This window comes from Corallococcus carmarthensis (assembly GCF_003611695.1).
In the GTDB taxonomy this organism is placed as follows: domain Bacteria; phylum Myxococcota; class Myxococcia; order Myxococcales; family Myxococcaceae; genus Corallococcus; species Corallococcus carmarthensis.
The window spans coordinates 15,322-36,351 of sequence record NZ_RAWE01000083.1 but is presented as its reverse complement, the minus strand read 5'-3'; the positions used below and the strand labels follow the sequence as shown (position 1 = coordinate 36,351).

Genomic DNA, 21,030 nt, shown 5'->3' with positions numbered 1-21,030 from the left:
GGGTGGGGTTGGTGGGGGAGCGCGCGGTGAACGGGAACCGCTTCCGGCTGGAAGGGGCGTACTCGCATCCGTTCGGGGAGACGCCGGCTCAGCGAGGCACGTTGAGCGTGGAAGCGGCGGCGAATCCCCGCTGGGCCTCCGGCTTCGGAGTGTTCGCGAGGTACGTGCGAGGGCAGGACTACTACAACATCCTCTTCCTGGAGCACATCAGCCTCTGGCAGTTCGGGCTCGTGTTCGAGCTGAACCCGGGAGCACGGCTGAAGACAGACAGCGGCAAGCCCCCTGGCTTCCAGTGACGTTCGTCCCGCCGTGGGCTAAGCACGGCGCCGACATGGACACCTCCGCCTCCCCGCGCACCGTCACCGGCCGCGTCGATGTACATCCCCGTGGCTTCGGCTTCCTCACCGTACAGAAGCCCGGCACCCCGGAGGTGCTGTCCGCCTTCATTCCTCCTCCGGACCTGAACCCCCTCTTCGCGGGCGACGTCGTCTCCGCCACCGTGACCGCCTCCGGCGAGGGCCGGTGGACCGCGTCTGGCCTGTCGCTCGTGGAGCGCACCCGCACCGTCGTCTACGGCGAGGTCGTGTCGCGCAAGGGTGCCTTCTTCCTGCGCATCGACAAGGAGGTCTCCAACACCGACTGGCCCCTGGACCCGGGCACCACCTCCGTCCAGCACAATGACGCCGTCGTCGCCCGCATCGCGGACGGCAAGGTCGTCCTCCTGTACCGCCTGGAGCCCGGCGCGGACCGCTCCCTGGAGCGCGTCATTGCCCGCCACGGCCTCCACCGGGACTTCCCTCCGGAGGTCGTTGAAGAAGCCCTCCGCGCCAAGCAGACGCCTCACGCCCTGGGCGGAGCCCGGCGAGACCTGCGCTCCATCCCCACCGTCACCGTGGACGCGCCCTCCACCCGAGACATCGACGACGCCATCTCCGTGCTGCCCGCCGGCCCCGACGGCGCCCTGCGCCTGCTCGTGTCCATCGCGGACGTGAGCGAGTCCGTGAAGGAGGGCACTCCCTTGGACCTGGAGGCCCGCGCCCGAGCCACCAGCGTCTACCTGGCCGGCCGCGTGCTCCCCATGTTGCCGGAGGAGCTGTCTTCGCACTGGCTCAGCCTGGTCCCCAACGAGGAGCGCCACTGTCTCACCGTTGAGCTGCGCATCGACCCCGACGGCCGCGTCACCGCCGCGGATGTCTATGAAAGCCTCATCCGTTCCTGGGCGCGGCTGAACTACGACGAGGTCGCGGACTTCCTCAATGAAGGCACCGTGTCCCCCGCCATGGAGCCCGTGCGCGAAGCGATGCCCTGGTTCCGCCTGGCGTCCGCGCGGCTCGCCGTATCCCGAGCGGCCCGCGGCGGTATGGCCATGTCCCGCGACGAGGCGCGCTTCACCTTCGACACCGCCACCGGCGCCGTGTCCGGGCTCGCCGGGGAGAAGGACACCTCCGCGCACAACATGATTGAGCGCTTCATGGTCGCGGCCAACGAGGCCATCGCCTCCTGGCTGATGACCCGTGGCGTGCCCACCGTGTATCGCGTGCACGAACAGCCGGATCCGCAGCGCGTGGCGGACGTGAACGCGTTCGCGCTGCACTCGGGGTTCGCGGCGGGCTTCGGCGCGCAGCTCACCCCGCTGGCCCTGGCCGCGTTCGACCGGCAGATCGCCGGAGCGAAGGCGGAGGCCGCGCTGCGCTCCGTGCTGCGCCGCTCGCTGGGACCGTCCCGCTACACCGTGAAGCCGGGCCCGCACTTCGGACTGGCCGCGCAGCTGTATCTGCACTTCACGTCGCCCATCCGCCGGTACGCGGACCTCGCCGTGCACCGGCTCATCAAGGCGTACCTCCACGGCCGCCGCGACTTCGTGCACGAGGACCCGGAGATTGAAAGCCTCTCCCAGCACATCAATGTGCGCGCCCGCTCCGCCAACCGCGCGGAGGTGGACCGCCACCACGAGCTGGAAGCGCGCTTCATGTCCACGCGCATCGGGCAGCAGTTCCCCGCGCGCATCGTGCGCGTGAAGCCCTTCGGCCTCGTGGCTCAACTGGATGGCATGTGGGTGGAGGGCATGGTGCCGGCGGAAGGACTCGCCGGTGGCCCCTACCGTCCGGACGCGCGCGAGCTGTCCATGGTGGGCAAGACGCGGACCTTCACCGTGGGCATGCCCATCACCGTGAAGGTCGTCTCCACGGATGAGCAACTGGGCCGGGTGGAGTTCGCCCTGGTCGAGTAGGCCCGGCGCCCCCCAGAGCGGACGCGGCAGGGGGGCATCCGCCATTTCGGACGAGCATCCAGGCTCGGGGACGGTGCATGCCGTCCCCTGGAGCCGGAAGTGGGTTGGCACCCGTCTTGCTCGTGAACTCAGGACACTGAACAACTGGACCTGAAGGGCTGCCCGGCCGGGCGCATCCCGAATGGATCGCCGTGAGCCTGGGGGCTCCGCATCCATTGCTTCACCATCGCAGGGTGTTGATGAGGGTTTGCCCCGTCCGGGGCAGGCCATGTGTCTTGTCTGAGGGGGAGTACAACTGTGTTTACGGCAAGCGTGTCACCACGTGACACCCATTCAATGAAGCGAAGATATTCAAGAGTCTGGGTGCTGGGAATCTCAGCACTCCTGGCTGCATGTGGAAGTGCTTCCGAGGAGGAAGCAACGTCCCAGGCGAGCCCTGCGGTGATGGAACAGGCCCTGAACGGCGCCAATTGCCGGCCGACCGTGCCCCTGGAGGAGCAGCCCAACGCGCCGATGGGCCCGGACATGGTCTGCTCAGGTCCCTGGGCGTACCGCGACGAGTGCTTCAAGCTGAGCAACACGTCGGCGTGCCCTGGGGACGGCTACTACGACAAGGTCTGTCAGGTCGATAAGACCTGCGACTACACCATTCGAGCGACGGTCATCTACTCAGACCAGAGGTCCAAGGGGCAGAACGAAGCCAGGACGTATTGCGACTATTCCAACAAGCCTCCCTGCGTCGACAGCGCGTCGTCGACCTACCTCGAGTCCTGCCAGCTTCGCGCCGAGCAGTTGATCGACGAGCTCAAGACCCGGAAGCTGGAAGGCACCCAGGTCTCGTTGGAAGATCCCAAGTTCAAGTTGTACATCGTGTCGGCCGTCCCGGCCGGCAATCGCATCCTGGGAACGCCCCGGACCACCCAGTCTAGCGGCAGCGGCTGGAGCTCCTCTGTCACGGTGACGCCGTGGACGGAGGCCTGCACCATCACCATCGGAAACGTGGTGACGCAAGGCCTGCACGGGCAGCATCCGGAGTGCGGCAAGCAGGATGTGCTTTGCCCGGACCCCAGCCGTCCGAAATACACCTACTGCCGCGATCCCTCGCACGGCATGGAGCCGGACCCGGCCACGTGTGACGCGGAGCCCGGGAAGGGCTTGAAGTACTCGGCTCCGGGCATCTCCCTGGCCGACCTGAAGGAAAACTTCGAGCTGGAGGCGGACATCCGCTCAGGCTCCTACCCGAACCGTCCCCGCTGTCTCACGGCGGAGGACACCGCCTTCTCGGCGGTGGACACCAAGTACACCCTCCTGGTGGACCAACTGGACGCGCCTGTCCCAGCGGGGGTGGACGGACCGGCCCTGAAGTTCGAGCTCATCAACGCGCTCAAGCTGCTCTTCGAACTGCACGCCGATGATGCTTCCTTCAACAAGACAGACCGTGCCGGTGGGTTCGCGACGCGCAAGGACCGCGTGGTGTCGCTGTTCTTGAGCCAGTCAGACGCCAATCACGTCTTCCGCGAGGACCCGACCGTCGACTTCGCCTGGGGCGAGGGTGCGCCGTTCGCTTCCATGTCGCCCAACACCTTCTCGGTGCGGTGGACGGGGTTCGTGGACGCCCCCCAGGCAGGCACGTACCTCTTCCAGGAGCAGGGCAATGAAAGCCTCCGCCTCTGGGTGGACGGTCAGCTGGTGTTGGACCGGTTCAGCTATCAGGGAGCCCCCTGGTTCCAGGCGAGCCTCCCCCTGAGCGCGGGACGCCACGCCGTGAAGCTGGAATATCAAGACGGCTATGGGCCGGCGGAAGTGCACCTGAAGTGGCAGCCGCCCGGCGAGACCGCGATCAAGGTCATCCCCTCCGCAAATCTCTTCACGCCGGACCAGCAGCGTCAGGGCCTGTTGGGAGAGTACTTCGACAGCGAGAATTTCACCTCCGACACCTGCGCCTCGAACGCGGGGCTGCCCGAACTCGAGGCAAGCTGCCCCGAGGCGAGCAACGTCCAGGCCATGCTGGCCCGCTGCCAGCGACTGTTGGATGCGAACGTCTCCAAGGCGGCGGCCGGAAGCCTCGCCTCCGTCTGCACCCCCACCTCCCAGTGGATCAGCGAGCTGGACGCCTCCCGCTGTGACGTCCCGGCGTATCGGGCTGCCTTCCGAGACATCAACACCCGGCTGCTGCTCAAGGGCCTGCCCGAGATGACGACGACGCTGGGAAGCGAGGCCCGCATCCAGGAGCTGCGCGAGAAGCTCGCCGCCATCCATCACTGGTACTGGGGAGTGCGTGCCTCCTTCCCGTCGAACAGCCCGCCGCCGGCGGAGCTCATGACCGAGGCCAGCCAGGTGATGAAGGCGTTCTGGATGGGCGCCTGGATCAAGGACGACCTGGGACTCACGGCGGCCACGGATGCGGACGCCAAGATCGTTCGCACGAAGATCCTCACGGATGGGTTCGTGGCGGACCGCCAGGTGCTGCTCGCGGCTTTCGGAGAGTCGGATCCGCCACTGACGGGTGCGCCGCTCCTGTATCTCCTGGAGGACTCGCTCCGGGGACTGAACGAACGGCTGCTGGAGGTGAGCCGTCTGCATGACATGGGCTGCCGGTTCGTGCCCTGTGCCACCCGCTCGACGAAGACGAGCGAGCTGTGGAACATCCTGGCGCACCTCGACGACGCGCAGGCCTTCAACCAGAGCCTCTCCTCGGCGGTCCATGTCTCCGCGGACTGGACGTCGGTCTTCTCGGAGCTGAGCGGGAGCCATGGGGCCTTCCGCACGGCCGTGGAGGACGCGCTGGGGCTGCAGGCCGGCGCCTATACCGCTGACGCCCTCTACACCCACCCGGTCTCCGGTTCCGCCATGGGCCTGACGGCCATGCTCCGGGACGCGAAGGCCCGCAGCACCGGCTACGCGGCCAATGGACTCTTCACCGCGCAGGATGACCACACCCTCAAGGTGGGTCTCAACCGGCAGAAGCAGGAGGACATCCTCGCGCAGCTCAACGCCACCCTCCAGCAGCTCGACGGGAGCGTGACGGCGTATAACGCGGGCCGGCTGGCGGCGGTCCAGGGGCTGCTGGGGCAGATGCAGAGCCAGAACGGCCAGGCCAGCCTCGACAACAAGCTCCTCATCCTGGGCGAGCAGGTGAAGACCCTCAACCGGGACCTCAACGGTCTGCGGACGAGCCAGGCGGTGGAGGAGGCCCGCATGGGTGACTTCATGGATGGCTTCGAGGCCCTCTTCCCGGTCATCGCGGAGCAGGGACAGACCCTGCTGAAGGCCGAGTACTCCCTGGCCGTCCACAACAAGGGTCGCAAGGGCGCGGATGCCGCGGATGTCATTGGCCTGGCGGAACGGAATCCCAACGGGCAGGGCGGTGTCTTCAAGGTCTCGCCCTCCGTGGGAAGCCAGCTCGTCGTCCAGGTGGGTGGAGCGTGGTCTCCGACCTGCGCGTTGGGTTTGACGGGGGGCCCCAATGGCAGCCTGGTCAAGGTGCGGAACGGGCAGTCCCCCATCATGACGGGGCCAGAAGGGTTCAGCGTGGTGGAAGCCGCGGGCACCTACACCGCGAAGTCAGTGGAAACCCTGGACTCGCGGGGCAACTTCTCCAACGCGACGAATACGGATTCGTTCTGTGGCGGCTTCAATCTCTCCATCTATGGCATTGGCCTCGGGGGCGTGAACAGCTGCATGTCGAGCGAGACCGGGACCACGTGGAACCGGACCTGGAACCAGACGGATTCCAGTGGGAGCAACAAGACCTCGACCTTCTCCGTGGCGCGTGGCCTGAGGTCTCCCAAGGCGCCGTTCCCGGACGAGCCCGTGGGCAGCCTGCTCCTGGTGGAGATGGTGCGGGGACAGACAAACCGTCCCAACGTCCGGTCGGTGCGGGTGCTCCAGTCTCCGTCCAAGGCCGTGCTGGTGACCGCGGAGTCGGACTTCTACGTGGTCGTCAACGACGCCGCCATCGAGGCCACCGGGGAGACCGCGCAGTGTGCTTCCTGGGTGGGAGACTCCCAGCTGGACGTCCGCATCGCGCAGCTGAGCCCGCTCACGAACGAAGCCACGCTCGTCACCACCGCGATGGTCGCCGGGCTGGAGCAGGTGAAGCAGGTGGGCCGGTCCTACGCGGCCCAGGGCCGGTTGCTGCCGAACCAGATCAACAGCCTGCGCACCCAGGCCTTCAACGAGGTGTACCAGCGCTGCAACTGCACCAGCCTGAACGCCTATCCGGAAAACCTCCGCACGCTCTTTGGAACGTGGGTGGAGAAGGCGCTCACCGACGTGGAGCGTGAGGTGGAGCTCATCAGCATCGAGCGGCAGCTGCGGCAGGCGGCGCTGGAGAATCACGCGCTGGCGACCGAACGGGAGAGCACGGAGGGCCAGTCCCGGCTCCTCGCGCTGGTCCCGGTGTGGGCCCTGCGGAACCTGGATGGCACGTTCATGCGGGCGCAGCTGGAGGCCCTGGACGAGGTCATGGGGCAGTGGCTGGCTCCCACCATCCGGCTGATGCATCCGGAGACGCTGACGAACTTCACGTCCTCGGAGCGCAGCCTGCTGGAGGCGCTCACGGCGATCGACCCCACGTCGACGAACACGGACATCAGCCTGCTGGCGCAGGCGGCGAAGGACGCGGCGAGGGCCGTGGAGACGCGTCTGGCGGCGACGCGGATCATCGGTCCGTCGAGCCAGGTGCTGGACGTCATCGTCAGCATTCCGAAGCCGGGAGTAACGCCTTCCACGATCTACCGGAAGGTGGACCCCGCGCTGGCGAAGTCGGTCTGGGACGACATCCTGGCGAACCGCAACCCGACGCTGACCCTCACGCCGGAACACATCTACAGCCTGTCGGGTGGCCAGAAGTTGCTGCCGTGCAACCAGCTGACGCCCATCATCCGGACCATGGTGCTCTATGGGATCCTGCCAAGCGGGACGCCCTACGATCCGTACACGCTTCCCGTGGGCATGACGCCGACGATGCGCTTCCCGACGGCGTCCTCCCTGTATCAGTACGATTTCAACACGGCGTCCTACCTGACGCCTGCCGTGCAGATGATGTTCGGAAACCTCCAGGATCCGCTGGGGCTACCAGCCACCAAGCTGGAGAACTACCTGAACGCGTCGGTGGTGGCGCAGGGCCTGTCGCCCTTCACCACCTACCACGTGAACCTGGACGCGTTCCGGGAGATGTACGTGCCGCCTTCGCCCAACACCATCAACCCGAACAGCCCTTTGGCCAAGATCCAGGAACTGCTGGTGGTCTTCCGGGTGGAGACGAAGCAGGAAGCCTCCAGCATCAAGCCGCCAGGCGTGGCGCGCTGCCAGTAATCAGCCTCTGAAACACAGTCACAGCGGTCCATGGCCCCGTCCGGTGGGTGCAGCCCGGGCGGGGCCTTCTTTCAGTGTCTGTCTTTACTTTATTCATGGGATTTCGTCATGCGAAGCATGTTGGCTTTGATGGCCGGGTTGTGGTGTGGGCAGGTGTTCGCCCAGCCCTTCAATGATGCGCTGGTGCAGGCGCCGCAATTGGGTGCGCCCACGCGCGGGAGCCTGGCGGGACAGTACGCGGCCACCGACCTGGGGCCCGCGGACGTGAGCCGGGGCGGCTTCAGCCTGGCCTCCACGTTCGCCGCTCCCTCGGAGCGCGGCGTCCTCCAGGCTGGAGTCTTTCCCACCTACTCACCGGAAGCAGGCATCGGGGAATGGGGCCAGGGCTGGGGCGTGTCGCTGGCGGTGACGCGCACGCGGGTCCTGGGTGAGTTGGATTACGCGACCGATGACCTCACCGGGCCCTGGGGCCGCATGGTGAAGGGCACGGACGGGTGGTGGTACCCCGTGGGCCTCAAGGGCCACGTGCGCATGCAGGAGCAGGGCGACACGCTGGTGGCCGTGCTCCCGGACGGCAGCCGCTGGACCTTCGGCGGCAGTGCCCGCGTGTCGACGGTGCGCGGCACCTACGCGTGGCACCTCACGCAGGTGGCGGACGTCACCGGACACAAGACGCAGCTCACGTGGACCGCGAATGACTCCGGACGCCTTTTCCTGACGGCGGCCCTTTACGGAGGTCTGGGGGACGACTTCCAGGAGCGCGTGGATTTCATCCATGAGCCGGTGGCGACGCCCTTCGTGGACTGGCGCTCCGGTCAGGCGCTGCGGCTGGACCGGCGCGTGTCGCGCGTGGAGGTGCGCAGCAAGGACGCGGTGACGGGACAGTTCGCGCTGCGCTGGAGCCATGCGCTGGGCTACCGCCAGGACCCGCTGGGCCCCGCCTTCCAACTGGAGTCCGTGCAGCGGACGCATGCGTCGGGCGAGTCCACACCGGTGGTGACGTACGCGTATGAGAGCGCGGCGGACTTCCTTCCGACCGCGGCCGCGCGCGCCATTCCCAAGTTCGACAGCGTGATGCTGGCGTACTCCGAAGGGGTGGCCCTGCCCTCGGAATCCACGCCGCTGGACGACGGCGAGGACGGGCTGGTGGACCTGGAGCACCGCGCGGACTTCAGCCTCATCCGTCAGGGGCCAGGGGGGTACACCTTCGAGCCGCTGCCCGCGCTCGCGCCGGATGCGCGCTTCGAGTGCCGGCCGGAGGCCTCGGCGTACAACCTGCCCCGGATGCTCGCGAAGATGCGGCCCCAGGAGGACAGCCACCAGGTGGTGTCGCTCGGCTGGAACGCGTACCTGGCGAAGACGGAACTGCTGGTGTGCGAGCGGGACGGGCACCCGGTGCACCAGGGCTGGATCGACGACTACTGGATCCCCGGCGCGAACACGCGCCTGGTGGACCTGAACCGCGACGAGCGGCCCGACCTGCTTGACGTGTATCCGGGTGGCTATCGCGTGTTGCCCAACCAGAGCACGGCCACGAGCTACACGTTCGCGGACGTCCCGGTGACGGGCACGCTGAACCTGCAGGTCTATCCCCAGGCCACCTGGGTGCATGACTTCAACGGGGACAGCGTCGCGGACCTGGTGGTGCGCTACGGCAACGACCTCTTCGTCTACGAGGGCAAGGGCCAGTTCCAGTTCGAGCCGGAGCCGCGCATCTACGAAGCACGCTTTCCGGACGGCATGCAGGTGTCGCTCGCGGGCTTCGAGCTGAGCTTCACGGACGTCAACAACGACGGCCTGAAGGACATCATCGCGGGCAGCTACTACGGGGCGCTGCTGCTGGTGAACGACGGGACGCGGCTGGTGCAGGTGCCCGTCCCGGCGCTGGAGCTGCTGACCTGGAACTCCAGCTTCCCGGTCGCGCAAGACTTCGAGGGCACGGGCAACACGGAGCTGTTCTTCGTGGAGAATGGCTTTGCCCGCTCCGTGGCGCTGAACCGCCCGGGGACGGGGCTCCTGAAGTCCGCGGATGACGGCAAGGGAACGCGGCTGGAGCTCACCTACGCCCGCAGTCCCGTGGCCCTTCACCAGGGGGCTCGCCAGCCGGTGCTGGACACCCTGACGGTGCGGGCCAGCGGGGAGGAAGCCAGGACCTACCGGTACACCTACGAGCAGCCGGTGATGCACTCGGTGGGGAGGTTCCTGCTGGGCTACGGCCAGGTGTCTCGTGAGGGCGCGCACGTCCTGGAGGAGATGTCCTTCCTCAACGAGGACGACAACGCGGGCCTGCTGGTGTCCTCGCGCGTGCACGATGACAAGGCGCCCCGGGTGGAGACGTTCTCCGTGCTCCAGTACGAGGACGCGTCACTCGCGGGCGTGTCCTGGAAGCGGCCGCGGACGCAGGAACAGGGCTGGCGCTCCACGGAGGACATCCAGCGGGTCTCGGAGTCCACCGAATACGAGGCCTACACGGCGGACGTCTGCCCGTCGCGGGTGGTGACGACGACCGCGCAGGGAACGGTGACCACGGAGCGGACGCGGGCGTCGGTGCCCGGGCTGGGCTCGGCGCTGCACTGCCTGGAGAGCGGGACGGTGCTGACGGGGCAGCATGCGCTGCAGCCCTGGATGGACTTCCGCCATGAGGGGGTGGTGGAGCGCGACTCACGCGGGCTCGTCACGGCCGTGCGCAGCGTGGCGGGCGGCCAGACGCTGACGCTGCAGGAGGTGGCGTACAACCCGGACGCGTCGCTGGCGTCCATCACCGTTCCGGGCAAGGGGACGGCGTATTTCCACCACGACGCGGTCCGGCGGCAGCTCCAGCGCACGGCGGCGCCGGATGGGTTCGTGACGCGGGTGGTGGACCGCGATCCGCTGACGGACGCGGTGCTGACGTTGGAGGTGAATCGGGGCGGGACGCCCTACCGGCGCTACTTCCGTTACGACGGGCAGGAGCGGCTGAGCAGCGAATGGGACAGCCTGGGCGGTTCCGAGCTCAATCCCAAGCAGACCTATGGCTATCAGTACGCCACGGCGACGAAGCCTGGATCCTTCCAACTGTCCATGCTGGTGGATGGCTCACAGGGGGCGGTGCGGGAGTCCATCGAGTACGTCACGGCCTCGGGTGATGCGCTCACCACGGCGAACCGGATTCCGGAGGGCTGGACCTTCGGGGGGCTGAGCCGCCGGGATGGAGCGCACGCGGAGCTCCGCATGCTGCTGCGGCCGGCGATGGGGCCGTCCGTGGACATGCAGGGCATGGACTACGCGGCGCTGCTTCAGGGAGCCCGGCAGGTGGCCTTCCAGAGCGCGTCCGCCTTCGGCCATGACGTGGCGAACACCACCGCCTTCCACGAGGGCGTGGAGAAGCAGATGGCGACGAGCCTCGGCTTCGAGGCGGGAGCGCTGACCCAGACGGCCGTGGAGAACGGGACCTTCACCGCCAGCCGCACGCTGGACGCGGCGAAGCGCGTGCTCTTCCAGGAGGACGAGGCCCACACCCGCTACGGGTACCACTACGACGCGTCCGGGCGCCTGCGGGAGGTAGTCATGCCGGACGGCGCGACCCACCATGTGGAGTTCGACGGACATGGCCGCGTGAGCCGGCTGGTGCGCCAGGGCATCGCCACCGTCGAATACGCGTACGACGCGACGACGGGGCAGCTCACCCAGAAGCGCTTTCTGTCTCCGGCGGGAGTGGCGCAGCGCCAGATGTCGTTCGAATACGACTCGCTGGGCCGGGCTTCCAAGGAGACGCACAGCGCTTCGGGCGTTGGAGCGCAGGTGTACCGCTACTTCCACGACGGGTCTTCGCCCTCGAGCGGGCCGCAGCTGGACCAGAAGGGGATGCTCACGGCCGTGTCGGGTGACGGCTACGTGAAGACCTTCACGTACCGGGAGGACGGCAAGCTGACGTCGCGGACGCTGGAGCTGACGGGCTGGCGCACCATCCAGTCACAGCTGGCGTACAACGACGCGGGGGATGTCTCCAGCACCACCACCGTGGTGAAGCATGCGAACGGCGCCGTGCTGTCGTCCGACACGCAGGCGTACAAGCTGGACGCGTACGGGCGGCTGCACGAGGCTTGGCTGGGGACGGGTGCCACGGCGCCGGCGCCGTGGGCCTCGCTGGCGTATGACGGCGAGGGACGGGTGTCGTCGGTGGACTTCACTGGCGGGACGCACGTGGGCTTCGGCTACGACGCCTTCACCCGGCGCCGGGTGACGCAGACGCAGTCCACGGCCACGTGGAGCACGGCGACGGCGCAGCGGTTCAACGCCCGCGGCCTGGTGGAGTCCGAGGACTTCACGGTGGGCTCGCAGGTCTGGCAGCGCGACTACGCGTATTCCGCGCAGGGTTTCCTCACGCAGGCGCAGGACGCGCATGACAGCTACGCGTATGGCTATGCGCCCGAGGGATTGCCCACGTCCATCGAGGAGAACGGCACGTCGCGCGCGGTGACGCGCACGGGCAACACGCTCACCGCGGGCAACGTCACGTACACGTTCGATGCGTTGGGCCGGGCGGCGACGAAGGGGGACCTGGAGCTCACGTACGGGGCCAACGGGCACGTGGCCACGGCGACGCGTGGCACGACGCAGTGGCACTTCCTCTACGACGAGACGGGCCAGCGCATCCTCAAGCGCGAGGGCACGGTGCCGGTGGCCGCGTACCTGGAGGCGGGGGAGTACCTGGACGCGACGGGCCTCACGCTGCCGGTACACTTCGCCGGTCAGCTGGTGGGCGTCATCCAGCAGGGGGTGTTCAAGCCGCTGGCGGCGGACACGCGGGGCACGCTGCTGACGGACACGGCGGGTGCGCCGTTCGTGGCGTCGCCGTACGGCAACCGCGCTTCGCATCCGGATGTCTCCGCCGCGATCGAGTTCGTGCAGAAGGGCTACGACGCGGACCTGGGCGTCATCCGCATGGGCGTCCGTGATTACGACGCCACGCTGGGCCAATTCCTCACGCCGGACGGCCTTTTCCTGGAGTCACCGGAGATGTGCCTGGGGAGCCCCGGCGAGTGCAACCTGTACTCGTACGCGCGGGGCAACCCGACGGGGTTCACGGACCCGAGTGGCAGGTGCGCGGTCAGCCAGGAGAAGGGGTTCGACTGCATGGCGCAGCCGCTGGCGCAGGGTGCCGCCCTTGATCACATGGCGATGCAGGAGTGGAGCCACGGCAATTACGGCACGGCCACGGCGGCGGGCGTCCTCAGCGTGCTCAACGGTGCGATCGTGGTGTCGGCATACATTGGGCAGGGGTTCGTTGATATCGGCAATGGGACCTACGTCGCGACCTCCGGATTCTGGGAGGGGGATTATGACAAGGCTCTGAACGGGTCGGTCCAGACGTTGTTTGCCTTTACACTCGCACGGATGGGGCAGTCCTCCGCGGCGATGAGCGCGGAGCTTTCAATGGAAGGCCGGGTCGCCTCGGGAATGAGGGCGGCAAATGCGGCTGCCAAGCCTGAATCCATGAGGACACTCACCGATGCCGAGCTGGCGTCGGTGAAGGGAGGGTGTTTCGTCGCCGGGACAGTGGTGCTGACGTCGGAAGGACCGAGGCCGATCGAGTCAGTGGCCGTGGGTGACCAGGTCTGGGCTTGGGACGAGGAGACGCAGGTTCCTGGCTGGCATCCGGTGACGCGTACCTTCATCAAGCCGCACCGGGCGGTGCTGCGGGTGGAGGTGGTGGCCTCGGACGGAACGGTGGAGACGCTGGGCACGACGGCCGAGCACCCCTTCTGGGTTCAGGGCCAGGGCTGGACGAAGGCGCAGGACCTGGAAGTGGGAGATGCACTCGTGACGGCCGGTGGAGTGGGCGTGCGGGTTCAGGCCCTCGCGCAGTCCGCTCAGTCAGAGACGGTCTACAACCTGGAGGTCGAACAGGCCCATACCTACTTCGTCGGCACGCTGGGGACGTGGGTCCACAACACCAGTGTGTATTCTGGAGGGGTCCCACCTGCTCCGAACTCGGGGATGGCCCGTGTCAGTCGGTGGATGTCGGAGGCGGAGTACAAGGCAATGCAGGCGACGGGTAAGGTCCAGGAGAGTTTCACGGGAACGACCTATGTCGCCTATCCCGCGAACCCGCAGGCATACATGAGCCAGGCGAGGCCGGGCTCGTTCTACGTCGAGTTCGATGTACCCATGTCTACCATCAAGCCCACGCAGCAAGGATGGGCGAGAATCATTGGACCCAAGACACCGGAAGGACGGTTGGCCGCGCAGAAAGGCCTACCCCTTCCCGTGATTCCAGACGCAGAGAACATCTTCCATGCGGCAACGAAGCTCTTCTTCTGAGAGGTGAAGCCTATGAAAACGGGATTGGTTGATGTCCTTCGCTCCTGGTGCGCCGAACAGGAGCAGGCGCTCGCCAGCAAGGGAGTCAAGGTGGAGTTCTTCGAAGGAGGGGCCGAGAGCGCCTACATCGATCTTCAGTCCGAGCTGATACTTTCACGTGTCTCGCTCTGGGAGAATGGGCTCTGTGACATCGAAAGCCTCAGCGTCGCGACCAGTGAGCAAGTGATGTGTCAACATCATGAAGGGCTCCAGAGAGACAGCTTGGTGTCATTGCTCAATGGGCTTGTGAATTGGATGAAGGAATTTCGCGAAGGCTAAGGTGCGTGCACCTGCTTGTACCCTGGAGGTCCCAGATGGGCGCGAAGTCAGTGCAAGACCTCCAGGGATACGAATTCAACTGGCTCGCGTGTGATGGCGCGGGCCATGTTGGGTTCTTCAGCACGGCAGGGGAGGTTATGTGGCGCGCGAAGTCCTGCTGGACTCGGATGCCTTGGATGCCGCCATCAATGCCATCCTCGCCTCTATGTCCTGTCCATCAGTGATGCGAAGTTCACGGTCGCAGGCCACCCTCTTTGGGCTCGGACCGTCAAGGCGGCGGAGCCGCTGCACGATGAACTGGAGGCCTACGCGGAGAAGATGAAGGGGCGAGGCGACTCTGATTCTGAGACGGAGTGACTCATCCCGCCAGCGGCAGCCCGTCCGTGGACTCCACCAGGACGTTGCCGGGCACCCAGCCCAGCAATCCCGTGGACGACTTCACCAGGTACAGGACCTCCCCCTTCGCGGGGACGCTCGCGGCCAGCACCTGCACCTTCGTGCCCTGCGCTGTCGTGGCCACCACCGCGGACCCCGTGCGGCCCTGCGCCAGCGGGAAGGACTTCTTCACCGTGGCCTCCACGCCCACCGCGTACAGCTCCTGCGGCACGTGCACCAGCTTCCACGCCTTGCGGTCCAGCGTGTACTTGTCGCGCTTCTGCCAGAAGCCCATCCACGTATCGACCAGGACGATGCCGTTGCCCTTCGCCTCCGTCAGCGCGCGCACGTCCCCCAGCGGCTTCAACGCCTTGCCGTCGTAGCCATAGAGGAAGAAGCGGTGGTCATCGTCCATGTCGCCCAGCGTGTGGACCAGCAACTCCTTCCACTTATCGCTCGTGTCCAGGTCCACCACCGTGAAGCCACGCACCTCGTTGCCGGACGCGTTGCCCTGCAACGTGGCACCGCCGGCCTTCAGCGTGAACTTCCCGTCCTCCCCCGCCTGGAGCGACACCGCGTCCGCCTTGCCGTCCCCATCCAGGTCCACCTGCGCGGACGTCACGGGCTCATCGTTCTTCTGGGCAGCGGCAGGCACACCGGTGAACAACACGGCGGAGGACAGCACGGCCAGCAGGGACGTCTTCACGGGAACAGGACCTCGGTCAGGTAGGGCCGGCCCACGCTAGCCGCCCGCCGAGCCCCCGGACACGCGCTTTCACCCCGACCGGCGGAAGCGCCCCCGGAAGTGCTTGTCCAGGTACACCTCCGCGTGCGCCAGCGCTTCTCGTGTCTCAGGAGACAAGGAGACGGAGGTCGCGGCCACCCGCGCCTGCCGCATCGCGGAACCCGGTCCGCTGTCAGCGGAACCCAGCCCGCGCACCACCGCCTCCACCTTCGCATGCGCGGTATCCACGATGCCCTTCGCCTCCTCCAAGGACACCTCTGCCTCCGCCAACGCGTTGAACAGCTGGCAGCGGTAGCGGCGGCAGGCCTCCGGGCGCTCCGCGTACACGGTGCAGCACAGGCCCTCCAGCGCGGCGCAGCGCTGGGGCAGCACCACCGCGCCGTCCTCCTTGACCTTCAGTGACAGGCCGCGCTGGCGCAGGGCCTCCGCCTCGGCGGGCTGGAGCGGCACCTGCGTGAAGAGCGTGCCGTCACAGCACATGCCGCAGTGGAGGCAGAGGGTGGACAGGGCGGAGGACATGGCGTGCACGCGGGATAACGCCTTGAGGGGGAGCGAGTCATCCCCGACGTGTGTTCGCCCGGACCTCCGTCCTCCAAGGCATGCCATGTCTCACCAGCCGACATGCGACATGTCCCTCGTGTTCCATGTGTCGGAATCACCCGGATTTCATGGGGTGCGCACGACCCGAGGGGAGGGACACGTGTGCACCTGTCTCAAAAGGCCATGCGCCTGTCCGTGATGGAAATTCTCCGGCAGTGAGAAGCCAATGCGCGACAGTCCAGCGCGTGGCCGCTGACACGGCCCGAAGGTCCCAGTGCAGAAGGGGTGAATGATCTCCACTCTGTGGGAATCCGAGTTCCCCGGGTCACGCGTAACTGGGGACAACACAGTTTCTTCGGACGTCGTAGGATCATGCCCCGTAGGACATCAGGGAGCCCCCGCATGCACACGGACACTCACGACGCGCCGGCCGGCCGCGAAGCCCTCCTCGGATATCGGGTGGGGACGGAACTCAGCGCGGCGGCTTCGTTTGGCGCGGACTTCTCCCCCGGGCGACTGGTGCAGCTGTCACTGGAACACCTCACGCTCCACCTGGAGTCGCGCGCGGTGCCTCGCAAGGGCCAGGCCGCGTCCGTGGTGGTGGGTGAGGGCGAGCGGTGGGCCACCGCGCTGGACGCGGAAGTGATTGGCGTCAACGCCATGCGCCCGGAGGTGAGCCTGCGCTTCGTCGCGCCGCCGCTGGACGCGGGCCGCCGCATCGTGGGCCTGCTGGAGTCGCTGCGTGACAACGGCCTGTTGCTCACGCCGGAGACGCGGCCCGTGTGGCGCGAACAGATTGACCGCGCGGACCGCGTCGCGCGCATCTGCGAAGCGCTCGCGTCCCGCCAGGCCCGCGGCGTCCTGCGCTCGCGCGACGGCCAGGCCGTGGCGGAGGTCACCGCCGCCTTCTTCGAGCCGCTCCAGGACGTGTTCGGCTGGAACCTGCACGGCACGCTCCCCCCGGGCCCCTTCACCCTGGAGGCGTTCGGCTACTCCAGCGTGGTGCACTTCCAGATGGACGCGGCGCGCATGGAGGGAGGCCTGCTGGTGATGCCGGCGCCCACGTCGCTGGTGCGCTTCCGCCACCGGTGGCTGCGCCGCACGCAGGCCAGCGAGTCCTGCACGCTGGAGTTCGACCACCCGCTCTGGCCCCAGGTGCATGTGCGCCGTGGCCTGCTGGACGTCTCCTACGAAGGCCTGTCCTTCCTCACGGAGCCCGGCGAGGACCTGATGTACCCGGGCCTGCGCCTGCCGGTGATGGAGGTGGCCCTGGACGGCCACGCGCCGGTGCGCCTGCGCGCGGAGGTGCGCAACATCTCCAGCACGCCCCACGGCCGCCGCTGCGGCGTGAGCGTCCGGCCCCTGGACGCGGAAGGGGCTCGCGCGTGGCGAGCGCTGGTGGAGACCCAGGCCCATCCCACCACCCAGGTGGAGGGCGACTGGAACGACGCCACGTGGAAGCTCTTCGAGCGCTCCGGCTACTTCCGCCTCCCCGGCAAGGAGCCGGAGAAGTTCACCAGCCTGCGCGACCAGTTCTCCCGCACGCAGGACAAGCTCCAGGAGGCGCCGCTGCTGGGCTACCGCGTGGTGCGTCCCGCGGAGGACGGCATGGAGGCCACGCTGTCCGTCCTCAAGCCCTACGCGGGCAGCTGGATGGCGCACCAGCTGGCGCGGCACCAGCCCCCGGGCAGCCGCTCCACCGCGCGCGAGGCCCTGCGCGACATCTACCTGCGCGGCTACGAGCCCACGCAGGCGGACCCGGAGGTGAAGTGGTTCTTCGCCTACTGCGAGGCGAACGTGCGCTGGGTGCGCTACACGAAGTTCGACTTCGCCACCTGGTACGCGGACACCGGCCAGACGTGCCTCGTGCCCTTCCGCCTGATGGAGGGCGAGGTGGACGGCACCTGGACGAAGCCCGCGAACGTCGCGGTGGGCGCGCCCACGCAGGAGGAGCGCGCGAGCTTCTTCGCCCGCGTGGCCAGCACCCGCCCGGAGGCCTACCGCGAGGCGCTGGACCTGGTGCCGGAGCGCTTCGACCTGGAGACCACGCGCACCGGCTGGGGTGACGCCGGCCTGTCCCGCGAGCGCGAGCTGGTGGTGGCCCGCCACGAGGGCCGCGCCGTGGCCTTCGCGGTGTTCGAGTCCGCGCAGCCGGGCCTCAACCTCTTCAACGTGCTGGACGGCGTGCGCCTGGTGCCGCTGGAGGACGACACGCGGCCGGAGGTGCAGGACGCGTTCGTGGCGCTGCTGGGTCAGGCGGCGGAGTGGTACCGCGCGCGCGACCGCAAGGTGTTCGTCCACTACGTGGAGGCCGCCTGCGTGGAGTACGCGGAGCGCGTGTCGCTGGCGGACCTGGGCGACGGCAAGCTGTGGGTGATGTCCGCCCGCCTGCTGCCGGAGTTCCTGGAGCACCTCTGCGAGTCCACCACGCCGCGCGCGGCGTAGTGGCGGCTCGCAGCTCCTGGCTCCAACGGAGCTAGGAGACGGGAGGGCTGACTACAGCCCCTCGTCGTCCGGGTCCGGGTAGGACTCCAGCTCTTCTTCCTCTTCCTCCACCGGGGCGGGCGCCTTGGCGTGGCGTCCCTTGCCGCTCTTGCCCTCGGGCGCCGGAGCGCCGATGTCCGAGTCCGGGCCCACGATGTAGCCCTGGCGCCCCTGCTGGATGCGGCGCAGCAGCCCTTCCTGCTCCAGCGCCTCCAGCAGCCGCGCGAAGGTGGAGAAGCCGTGGTCGCGCTCGTCGAAGTCGGGCTCCTTGCGGACGATGGTCTCCTTGACGAGCGACGGGTTGAGCGGGCCGGTCGCGCGGCGCAGCAGGCTCAGCACCACCTCGCGAGCGACGGCGGGCACCTCCGCCTTGGGCTTGCCGCCCTTGGACTCGGCGCCTTCCTTGGAGCCCTTGCCCTCGTGGCCCTTGTCGTGGCCCTTCCCGCCCCGCTTGCCCTTGCCCTCGTCGCCCTTGCCCCGGCCGCCGTGGTCGCGGTCCTTGTCCTTGTGGGAGCCGTCGCCCTTGTGCTTGGGCTTCATGTAGATGAACTGGTCGCACGCCCGCACGAACATCTGCGAGCTGGCCTCCCTCACCGCCAGGCCAATGACGGTGCGGCCGTTCTCACGCAGCTTGTACGCCAGGGGGCAGAAGTCGCTGTCGCCGGAGGCGATGACGAAGGTGTCGATCTGCTCGCGCGCGTAGCACAGCTCCAGCGCGTCGATGACCAGGCGCATGTCCGCGCTGTTCTTGCCGGCGCGGGTGGAGGGGGGCACGTCCACCAGCTCCACGCCCACGTCATGCAGGCGCTGCTTCGCGTCCTCGAAGCGCGACCAGTTGCAGTAGGCGCGGCGGAAGACGACCTTGCCCTGCTCCAGCAGCTGGTCCAGCGCGGGCTGCAGGTCGAACTGGCTGGCGCTGATGCCGGTGTTGGTGACCAGGTTCTCGAAGTCGATGAAGAGTGCGATGCGGTGCTGCTCGTCGGTACGTCCAGCCAAAGGTGCCTCGTATTCGTGTGCGAGCGGTCCTTGGCTCGCGTGCGCTCCACCCTACTGTGGGGACGCTGCCGCGCGCACGGTCCGTGTTCCGCCGCTGAACATTCAGTGCTGCCCACCCTACGTTGGGAGGTGACCCCGGGGGCAGCGCCCCCGTGACACGGAGGTATAACCATGATGCACGGATTCCCCAGACGTTGGCGAGCCATGGCGTGGACCGCGCCGACGCTCGGTCTCTTGTTGTTCGCGGGTCCCGCCCTGGCGAGTGAGCCCACGGTCACCAAGGACGGCGACCAATCCGGGCAGATGCCGTCGACGTACACCGAGCCCGCGAGCACCAGTCCCGCGAACGTGGCGGAAAGCGTCCGGACCACGTCCCCCAGCTTCATCACCCAGGGAGACGCCGTGCGGCAGATCACCCCGGATCCGGATCGCATGCAGCAGGTCAACGGGCCGGTGGTGAAGCAGGACGGGCTGATGCTGTATGTGAAGGACGTGTCCGGGCCGGTGGTGCCGCTGGACATGAGCGCCCTGCGCATCACCAAGCTGCCCCAGAAGGGGCAGGAGGTCCTGGCCGTCTACCAGGTGGAGGGCAAGACGGAAAACGTGGCCCTGTCCCTCCAGGGTGAGAAGCAGAAGTAGGGCCGGCCGCGCGCCCTCAGTTCGGCTTCGTGCCGCCGCGCACCTCGTCCAGGACGCTCAGGTCCACGAGCCCCGCGATGTCGTCGCTGGGGATGAACCCCAGCGCCTTCGCGTGCTCGGCGGACGTCTTCAGCGCGGCGGGTACCGGGTCCAGGCTCGGCTCCAGGCGGGAGAAGGCGTCCTGGAGCACGGGCCCCGGCAGTGGCTTGCGCGTGAGCTGACCGAAGGCGGAGTTGACCGACGTGGCGAAGGCCGCCGGGTCCGCGCGCCAGCGCTCGGTGAGCTGCACGTGGATGCGCAGGAGCGCCGCGATGCGCGACCGCTGCGTCTCCAGGGTCTTCTTCGTCGTCACCACCACCGTGGTGGGGAAGCGCTTGTCCGGCCACAGGTCGCGCTCGTCCACCAGGATGTGACCGCCCCCTTCGGCGAGCATGCGCGCGCCCCAGGGCTCGGGCACCCACGCCCCCTCGATGGCGCCCTGGAGGTACTGGCCCAGGATGTCCGGGTTGCTGATGGGAATCACCTGCACGTCGCCGCCCGCGTCCGTGGTGATGCTCAGCTTCTGGGCCTTCAGCCAGGTGCGCAGGGCGATGTCCTGCGTGTTGCCCAGCTGCGGCGTCCCCAGCTTCTTGCCCTTGAGCTCCGCTGCCGTCTTCGCGTTCTTCACCACCAGCACCGCGCCGCCATTCACCGCGCCCGCGATGATGCGCAGCTCCTTGCCGGCCTTGAGGTACGTGTTGATGGCGGGTCCCGGGCCCACGTAGGCCACGTCCACGGAGCCCGCGACCAGCGCCTCCATGGCGGCGGGGCCCGCGTTGAACTGCCGCACCTCCACGTGGCCCATGCCGGGCTGCGACCCGAAGAGCCCCTCCGAGTTCGCCACCAACGCCTGCGCGTGCGTGATGTTGGGGAAGAAGGCCACGCGCAGGGGCGCGTTGGCACCGGACGGCGTGTCCTTCTTGCAGGAGGAGACGCCGGACAGGAGGACGCAGAGGCCGAGCAGCAGGGACAGCGGACGCGCGGAAGACATGGTGCGTCACGCTAATGGCGAATCCCCGCCTGTTATCAATGCCCGTGAGGG

10 protein-coding genes and 1 pseudogene are annotated in these 21,030 nt (G+C 67.9%); 7 read left to right on the top strand and 4 right to left on the bottom strand.

Annotated elements, in window-relative coordinates:
• The 5 genes and pseudogenes from D7X32_RS45510 to D7X32_RS22050 form a co-directional block, all read left to right on the top strand.
• A pseudogene (locus D7X32_RS45510) lies at positions 1-296 on the top strand (hypothetical protein); the annotation flags it as partial.
• Positions 297-331: 35 nt separating this feature from the next.
• Positions 332-2,230, top strand: a complete 1,899-nt coding sequence (locus D7X32_RS22065) for a ribonuclease R family protein (RefSeq protein ID WP_120604547.1) — start codon at positions 332-334, stop codon at positions 2,228-2,230.
• Between the two features lie 444 nt (positions 2,231-2,674).
• The gene (locus D7X32_RS22060; RefSeq protein ID WP_120604543.1) at positions 2,675-7,549 is read left to right on the top strand and encodes a PA14 domain-containing protein; all 4,875 of its coding nucleotides are present in this window, start codon (positions 2,675-2,677) and stop codon (positions 7,547-7,549) included.
• Positions 7,550-7,657: 108 nt separating this feature from the next.
• Positions 7,658-13,852 carry a TreTu family toxin gene (locus D7X32_RS22055; protein ID WP_147450215.1) on the top strand — a complete coding sequence of 2,065 codons (6,195 nt, stop codon included), beginning with the start codon at positions 7,658-7,660 and terminating at the stop codon, positions 13,850-13,852.
• A gap of 12 nt (positions 13,853-13,864) precedes the next feature.
• Positions 13,865-14,170 carry an immunity protein TriTu family protein gene (locus D7X32_RS22050; RefSeq protein WP_147450214.1) on the top strand — a complete coding sequence of 102 codons (306 nt, stop codon included), beginning with the start codon at positions 13,865-13,867 and terminating at the stop codon, positions 14,168-14,170.
• A 358-nt stretch (positions 14,171-14,528) separates the two neighbouring features.
• Here the strand turns inward: D7X32_RS22050 and D7X32_RS22045 are convergent, their stop codons facing one another.
• Both D7X32_RS22045 and D7X32_RS22040 read right to left on the bottom strand, forming a co-directional pair.
• A complete protein-coding gene (locus D7X32_RS22045) occupies positions 14,529-15,251 on the bottom strand; it encodes a hypothetical protein (RefSeq protein WP_244239133.1) in 723 nt (240 codons plus the stop codon).
• Positions 15,252-15,320: 69 nt separating this feature from the next.
• On the bottom strand, positions 15,321-15,809 hold the full coding sequence (locus tag D7X32_RS22040; RefSeq protein WP_120604546.1) for a YkgJ family cysteine cluster protein: 489 nt from the start codon (positions 15,807-15,809) through the stop codon (positions 15,321-15,323).
• A 423-nt stretch (positions 15,810-16,232) separates the two neighbouring features.
• On the opposite strand from D7X32_RS22040, the gene D7X32_RS22035 reads away from it, so the two are divergent.
• Positions 16,233-18,275: a PilZ domain-containing protein gene (locus D7X32_RS22035; RefSeq protein ID WP_120604540.1), complete on the top strand. Its 2,043-nt coding sequence runs from the start codon at positions 16,233-16,235 to the stop codon at positions 18,273-18,275.
• Between the two features lie 51 nt (positions 18,276-18,326).
• Here D7X32_RS22035 and D7X32_RS22030 read toward each other — a convergent pair whose 3' ends face one another.
• Positions 18,327-19,310, bottom strand: coding sequence for an NYN domain-containing protein (locus D7X32_RS22030; RefSeq protein WP_120604539.1), 984 nt, complete (start codon positions 19,308-19,310; stop codon positions 18,327-18,329).
• Between the two features lie 204 nt (positions 19,311-19,514).
• Between D7X32_RS22030 and D7X32_RS22025 the strand changes: the two genes are divergently transcribed.
• Positions 19,515-19,949 carry a hypothetical protein gene (locus D7X32_RS22025; RefSeq protein WP_120604538.1) on the top strand — a complete coding sequence of 145 codons (435 nt, stop codon included), beginning with the start codon at positions 19,515-19,517 and terminating at the stop codon, positions 19,947-19,949.
• Between the two features lie 16 nt (positions 19,950-19,965).
• Here D7X32_RS22025 and D7X32_RS22020 read toward each other — a convergent pair whose 3' ends face one another.
• Positions 19,966-20,979, bottom strand: a complete 1,014-nt coding sequence (locus D7X32_RS22020; protein ID WP_120604537.1) for an ABC transporter substrate-binding protein — start codon at positions 20,977-20,979, stop codon at positions 19,966-19,968.
• Positions 20,980-21,030: the final 51 nt, after the last annotated feature.